A 6,300-nucleotide genomic window follows, 5' to 3' on the forward strand; every position below is an offset into this window, starting at 1 on the left:
ATGAACAACATCTTGGTCTAACAGCTTGCAGCCTTGTCCATATTTGACTTTTAAAGCTCCTTTAAATACTCTTTCACTTGTTTCAGGGAATACCTTTTTCCATTATTTAAACACGTTATGATTAGTCTCATTGCTATTCAGTTAATTTAACAATATGGTATCTAAATTCATCGATACACCTTGTCAAAGCTCGATTAGATTTCAAAGTTATTATTCTACCATTTTTGTCATTTCATATAGCCCTTAGTAACTGGAATTTCTCTTTTATCTTCTTCAGCATCTTCTAGAACTGGGTATGGTACAAGATTGGGTATAGCCTTACGAATACCACCACGTGGATCATCAATATCCCCTTTATATCGTGGAATTAGGTGAAAATGGAGATGGTTAATTGTTTGTCCACCGTAAGCTCCTATATTAATACCAATGTTATAGCCATCTGGAGCAAACTGCTCATCTAATAAACTTTTACCTTCCTGAATCAACTCATGAATAGCCATTATTTGTAGAGTAGATGCATCAAAATATGACTCCACATGTTGTTTCGGGACAATTAGCAAATGCCCTTTCTGTACTGGATACTTATCGAAGAAGGCTATAGCAACTTCGTTTTTTAGCTCTATATTTAAATAATCATAATTGCAAAATGGACAAGTCATATGGTTACTCCTTAAAAGATATAAATTGTAGTACTGTTGATCCTTATTTTACCATTATTCCGCTTGATTTTATTAAAGAATTTCATCATATGAAGTTATTCGTTTTCTTGATTCCTGAAAGTCTGCATTCTACATGTGATAATTTATTCCTTCTGACGAGATTAGAAACCTTGAAAGGCTATAGCCAATCAAGGTTTACAAGTCTATTGTTCACATACTTTAATAATTTCTTTAGGTACAGATTCAAAATTCAGCACTTTGGTTATATCAACACCTATTTAAAGTGAAGCCAATCATGTGGAAGGTCTTAACAGTTCTGCTATCTCAAATTTCACTCTACCACCCTCTAAAATGAGGGTGGCAGCTGCAATCAAAAGGCGGTTACTCGTATTTATCTAATACATCATTTATTACTTCAGCCAGAAATTCAACTGCTCTATTTGCTTCTTCAATTGAATTATCAATCCCTCCTACGTCGATTAAAACGGACTGCCCAAATAACTCTTGATTGTAAGTGCTATCGAAATAAGAGTCTTTTTCTTCCACACCTCTAGATACCCCTGGAAATTTTTCCTCTAACTGTTCATGTAACAGCTTTGCAAATCTTAAATTTTCCTCGTAATTATCATGGTTTGTACTTACAGTAAACAGTAATTTAGCTACCTCTTGATTATCTATTGTAGAAGTCGTAACTATTCTAGGCTTTGTATCTCTATGGATATCAAAGAACATTTTTAAACTAATGTGTGTTTCAAGAGCTTGTTGGACGTTTTCACCTGTTATTTCATATGCTTGCTGAAACTCTAATTTCTGTTTTTCGATAATCCCCATAACATCGGTGTCATCATGTATATTTTTTATATGGTATCCTTCTAATTGATTACTAAAGTGCTTTCCAACTTTTGTAATGTTTAATTCATCATCGAATGCCATTCTAACGTCATCGACTTGTAAGTCAGGTAGAAATGATTCCGTATTGTGAGTATGGTAAATATAAACCTGTGGGTTATCACTATTTAAAGTAGAAGTTCCTTCATTCAAACTACCCAAGTTAAATACCAACATACTGAAAATCAATGTGGAAAAAAGTAAAGCAAAAGCAGGTAATAATAATTTATTTTTGTTTCTTTTAGCAAAACGCTTTACAAGTGTTTCTTCTAATTCTCGAACGAACTCATCACGAGGAGTAATTTTCGAGTGTTCTCGCTTTAGCTGCTCTATAATATTAGATTCCTCTTTTTTATTCATTTTCTATTAACCACCTTCCGTTACTCTCTGTTTCATCCGTTTCAAGATGTGTTTTAAGTTGTTTTAAAGCGCGATGATAAGATACCTTTACCTTTGATTCCGACCACCCCATAATGTCTGCTGTTTCTTTTATTGAAAAGTCGTTCATAGCACGTAAGAGAATGACCATTCTGTATTCATTTTTTAAACTCTTAACTTTGTTAAAGACATCTCCAACTTGTTCTTTAATCTCTATTACATCCTCAGTAGACTTTTGTTTGGAAGGTATCATTTTTAACAGAACTTCATTAAAAATAAGTTTTGTTTTAGCTTTACGCGAATAATCTATAGCAACATTTCTTGCAATCGAAAATAACCATGTTTTCACATGAGACTTTCGTTTAAAACTTGAAAATGATTTAAAAGAACGAATAAAAACTTCTTGTGTCAAATCTTCTGCCTCATCTTGAGTCTTTGTAAAAGAAACGAAAAACCGATATACATCTTTATAATGTAATTGATAAATATTACGAATTTCTTCTTCTACATTTGTATCGTCTCTCAAAACTTCGCCTCCTTTTTATGTATCTAATCATTAGTCGTATTTAGATAAAAAAGTTACAGAATTTGAATAGTTATAATAATTTCTGTTATATTTCTAACATCCCTCTCAAATCCTCTCTGTAATTACCTATAATTGTAAAACGTAAGTCTCTACTTTGGAAAACGTGTGTCATTTTATCGAGTAAAAACTGTTTAGGTTAGTCTACCAGTTACAATGTACGTACAGCAGTATTTTCGACTTGATTGTATTGGTATTACTAGGGTTATAGTTGATATGGATATGCTTGTTCGTTTATCCAGCACTGGGTAACCCCACCAAAAAAGAAACCTTGGAGCGTACGCATCAAGGTTTCCTTCTAACATAGTGTTATTTTTTAGTTATCTATTTTCTCTAATTTTTTGTACTCTTGGTTCGTAAGCAGCTATTACATCTAATGTTGAGTCACTTGCAATAAAGCAAAAATGCAATAACTGTTGCGAGTCTGATATACCATACGACTGTTCAGAAAGCCATTGAACATATTCAGAATTTATTACTTTGAAAAATGTCCAGTATGAATAAAATTTTGTTCCATAACTCTCGTCTATACTATTCATTATCTTTAGATTAAAGCTCTCATCAGTACTTCTATATGCATGTACTGAGTCTTTAAACAACACTTCAACCTTATTATTCTCATCATTATCATCAGAAAGAATAATTTGAAAACCATTCATACTATCGGTGATAGAGTCAATATAATATTTTATAGATAAACCCTTAGTAGGTTCATATCTCTCCCATCTCTCACTCAATTTATTCACTCTCCGCAACGTATTTTAATTGAATTTTCACCATCGACTCTATAGTGTTGGTCTACCATCAGAACTACTATTTCTCACATTAACTGTTCTTCCATCTGGTAATGTACCAACCCTAACAAAAAAGAGACCTTGAAAGGTATGAGCCAATCAAGGTATATAATCATAACCTTTTCCATTCATCTTTTTCAAAAGTTATAAATGTGCAATATTGATTACTATTATTTGAATACTCTTGCGAAATTACAGAGTGAGCAAATGAATTGCATGTTTTTAAAACTTCTTTCCATTCAATATTCTCTTCAAGTATGTCACTAATGTCTATCCCGTTTGGGGGCATAACAGGAATAATTCTATTTTTTTAATGTAGAAAAACTCTACTCCAATAATAGCAATACCTAATTCGGTACACTGTTCGATAAAATCAAATGCAATATTTTTATCAAAATATAATTCATCTGCTGATACATGAGCAATTTTTGAGTATTTTTCATACAGACTTTCTTCTATTGTCATCTATTATTCACCACCTTAATCCCAAGGAGATACCCAATTTGGGTCATTTCTATTACTAACTTGGACTATATCTCCTGTTCTATCATTCCTTACCACATAACTTCCATCTTCTCTAATATAAGCAGTAGCAGGGTCATTGTTTCTTGTACCATCAGGTCTGTTTCTTGTATCTCTTGTCACTTGAGTTCTTTGAGGGTTTTGTAAAGTATTTTGAACTAGATTATCGTTCCACCCTCTATTATTCATTTGTTTAGCAATTTTACTATCATAGGTAAATGATACATTTACCTTACCCTTAGGAATTCGACTAAATGCATTTCTTCCTAGCTTTTTAACCCCATTTTTAATAGCACTGCCAGGACTCATGTATTCTACAAACCATAATGGTGTACCTTCAAAATAACCGTCTAATTCTCTGGCTCCGCCAATCCGTTCCTCAGGTATATGGCCGACCTCTTCGAATTGATACATTCCCTTTTCGTAAAACTCACGGATTTAACCTGAATGATCATGTTATGATGCATTTGCTCTGAACACACGGCAAAAGTATCCATGTCATCACGATACTTAGAATCTGCAGTCCACCCCCTTCAAGGATTAAGTAAGTAATTGAATACTTGAAACAAGGTATAGACTGCTGTAGTACCTGGTGTTTGACCTGGCACACTACCTTGCCAGACATGAGCTTCATCTAAACATCCCTTGAGCATTTTGAGATAAGGAGATTATTCAGCACTGGGTAGTCCCCAAAAATCCTCATGAACATAATATTCATGAGGATTTAGTTTTTACAGCCTAGTAATTTGAATATTTTCGAGACCTACATCTGAAAACCTATCTTCTATTATACTCTCTTTTAACGGCAAACTATGCAACACTAGATGAAATGGTGTTGGTGGGATTGGGAAGGAGTCATATTCTCTTCCGTTAACCCACTCTTGAATAGTAGAAAGTAATATATCCTTAAATACTTTTAAATCTTGACTACTACTAGTTAATAATTCATCAAAATTACCAATTACTAATATATACCATCTCCATCCAACCACTCTAAATCATTAATACACTCATCAAAAGCTGCCCAATTTTTTCCGAAATAATTTGGAAACTGTAATTTAATAGCAAACTCATCGAATAGCCCTTCAACATCAGAACATTTTTTTCCATCTATTTCTTTAATTACTATATTATTTTTTTTGTATTCCTCAATCTGCTGAACGAATGAGCTTTTATTAGTCTCATCAGCTATTAATAAGTGTATATATGGTTCTTTTAAGAGTATTAAATTTTCACCTAATTTCATAATACTGTCCCCCCTCTATTCAATCCTTATAAATGTTTTATAATGGTCATCGGTATACCAAACCGAACCATCATCACCTATAACTATTCGTTCTACACCCCTGTTTTGTCCTTTTACATGAGGATGAATATCATATTCCTTGTAGGTAGTGTTTTGTGGAAGAACTTGCCCACCATCTCGAGCATCATTTTTAAACTCCCTTCCACCTTTATATCCTTGTGGTGGTGTACCATTATTTTGCTTGATTTGTTTTGCTAGATCTTTAGCGTTTTGTGGTACAGTAACATTTACATTACCCTTAGGAATTCGACTAAATGCATTTCTTCCTAACTTTTCAACCCCACTTTTAATCGCACTGCCAGGACTTATGTATTCTACAAACCATATTGGTGTACCTTCAAAATAACCGTCTAATTCTCTGGCTCCGCCAATCCGATCCTCAGGGATATGGCCGACCTCTTCGAATTTATACATTCCCTTTTCGTAAAACTCACGGATGATTCTTCCGTTCTGTGCCACATGATAAATACCACCATATTCCGCATACTCATCTATGACTTCCACAGAATCTATTGCATGATCAGCCCATTTAGAATAATATCTATTTCGCTCATCTGGTGGCAAACAGGCAATATAATCGTAAATCTTTTCCAACTCTTTTTTGAGCTTATTATGAGAGGGGGGATGATTCAATGCGGAGCTTGAGAAGTTCGTTATGATGAGCTTCCCCTCGACAAACGCTGTTTCTATACCTTTGATGTATAAGTCATTCGCAAAATCATATCGTAAGTCCGTATTCGTTTCACCGGTTTCTCCTGCATCGACTGTTGTATTTATTGTTGAGTCTGGAATCCTTGTAAAAGCAAGTGACACGATTCTAAATAGACTAAGATCAATTTGATGGGTAATTGTTTCATTCCACCATGATTTTAGGGAATCGACAGACAAGCGACCTTCTAACATGTCCTTTTGTTGTTTGTGTTCAAAAGTCATCGTCGAACGCATGGCAGCCAACGGAACCTTCGTCGCAAATGAATAAAGAAATTGAAACCTTGGGCCTGTACGATAATGAAGTAAACTCCTCCCTAACGGGGAGTGGACAAACAAACCATGTCCCGTTCTAACCTGCTCATTAAACGACTTATTTTTCACATATTTTGCCAATCCTAATGTCGTCCGACCGATTTGAGTATGCGTGACACCGGATTGCTTGACGACTCGTTGGAGGAA

General features: G+C 34.3%; 8 protein-coding genes. All 8 read right to left on the minus strand.

Annotated elements, in window-relative coordinates:
- Positions 1-227: 227 nt before the first annotated feature.
- Positions 228-659, minus strand: coding sequence for an HIT family protein (locus JCM19034_RS13405; protein WP_062050474.1), 432 nt, complete (start codon positions 657-659; stop codon positions 228-230).
- A 381-nt stretch (positions 660-1,040) separates the two neighbouring features.
- Complete coding sequence (gene spoIIP, locus JCM19034_RS13410) at positions 1,041-1,907, minus strand: stage II sporulation protein P (RefSeq protein ID WP_062050476.1); 867 nt, start codon at positions 1,905-1,907, stop codon at positions 1,041-1,043.
- Entirely contained in the window at positions 1,900-2,451 is a 552-nt protein-coding gene (locus tag JCM19034_RS13415) for an RNA polymerase sigma factor (protein ID WP_062050478.1), read from the minus strand. The genes spoIIP and JCM19034_RS13415 overlap by 8 nt, the downstream gene beginning before the upstream one ends.
- Before the next feature lie 377 nt (positions 2,452-2,828).
- Positions 2,829-3,245, minus strand: coding sequence for a hypothetical protein (locus JCM19034_RS13420; RefSeq protein WP_062050481.1), 417 nt, complete (start codon positions 3,243-3,245; stop codon positions 2,829-2,831).
- Between the two features lie 327 nt (positions 3,246-3,572).
- Positions 3,573-3,767 carry a hypothetical protein gene (locus JCM19034_RS13425; protein WP_062050483.1) on the minus strand — a complete coding sequence of 65 codons (195 nt, stop codon included), beginning with the start codon at positions 3,765-3,767 and terminating at the stop codon, positions 3,573-3,575.
- Between the two features lie 15 nt (positions 3,768-3,782).
- Positions 3,783-4,238, minus strand: coding sequence for a colicin E5-related ribonuclease (locus JCM19034_RS13430; protein ID WP_062050485.1), 456 nt, complete (start codon positions 4,236-4,238; stop codon positions 3,783-3,785).
- Between the two features lie 550 nt (positions 4,239-4,788).
- Positions 4,789-5,070: a barstar family protein gene (locus JCM19034_RS13435; protein ID WP_062050487.1), complete on the minus strand. Its 282-nt coding sequence runs from the start codon at positions 5,068-5,070 to the stop codon at positions 4,789-4,791.
- Positions 5,071-5,085: 15 nt separating this feature from the next.
- A partial coding sequence (locus JCM19034_RS22315; protein WP_304523999.1) for a ribonuclease domain-containing protein occupies positions 5,086-6,300 on the minus strand: 1,215 nt, incomplete at its 5' end.

Source organism: Bacillus sp. JCM 19034, assembly GCF_001310635.1.
Lineage (GTDB): Bacteria > Bacillota > Bacilli > Bacillales > Bacillaceae_D > Halalkalibacter.

Excerpts from the sequence above, each read along its gene's own strand:
- JCM19034_RS13405 (WP_062050474.1), bottom strand. The coding sequence starts at position 659 with ATGACTTGTCCATTTTGCAATTATGATTATTTAAATATAGAGCTAAAA.
- spoIIP (WP_062050476.1), bottom strand. The coding sequence starts at position 1,907 with ATGAATAAAAAAGAGGAATCTAATATTATAGAGCAGCTAAAGCGAGAA.
- JCM19034_RS13425 (WP_062050483.1), bottom strand. The coding sequence starts at position 3,767 with ATGACAATAGAAGAAAGTCTGTATGAAAAATACTCAAAAATTGCTCAT.
- JCM19034_RS13430 (WP_062050485.1), bottom strand. The coding sequence starts at position 4,238 with ATGTATCAATTCGAAGAGGTCGGCCATATACCTGAGGAACGGATTGGC.
- JCM19034_RS13435 (WP_062050487.1), bottom strand. The coding sequence starts at position 5,070 with ATGAAATTAGGTGAAAATTTAATACTCTTAAAAGAACCATATATACAC.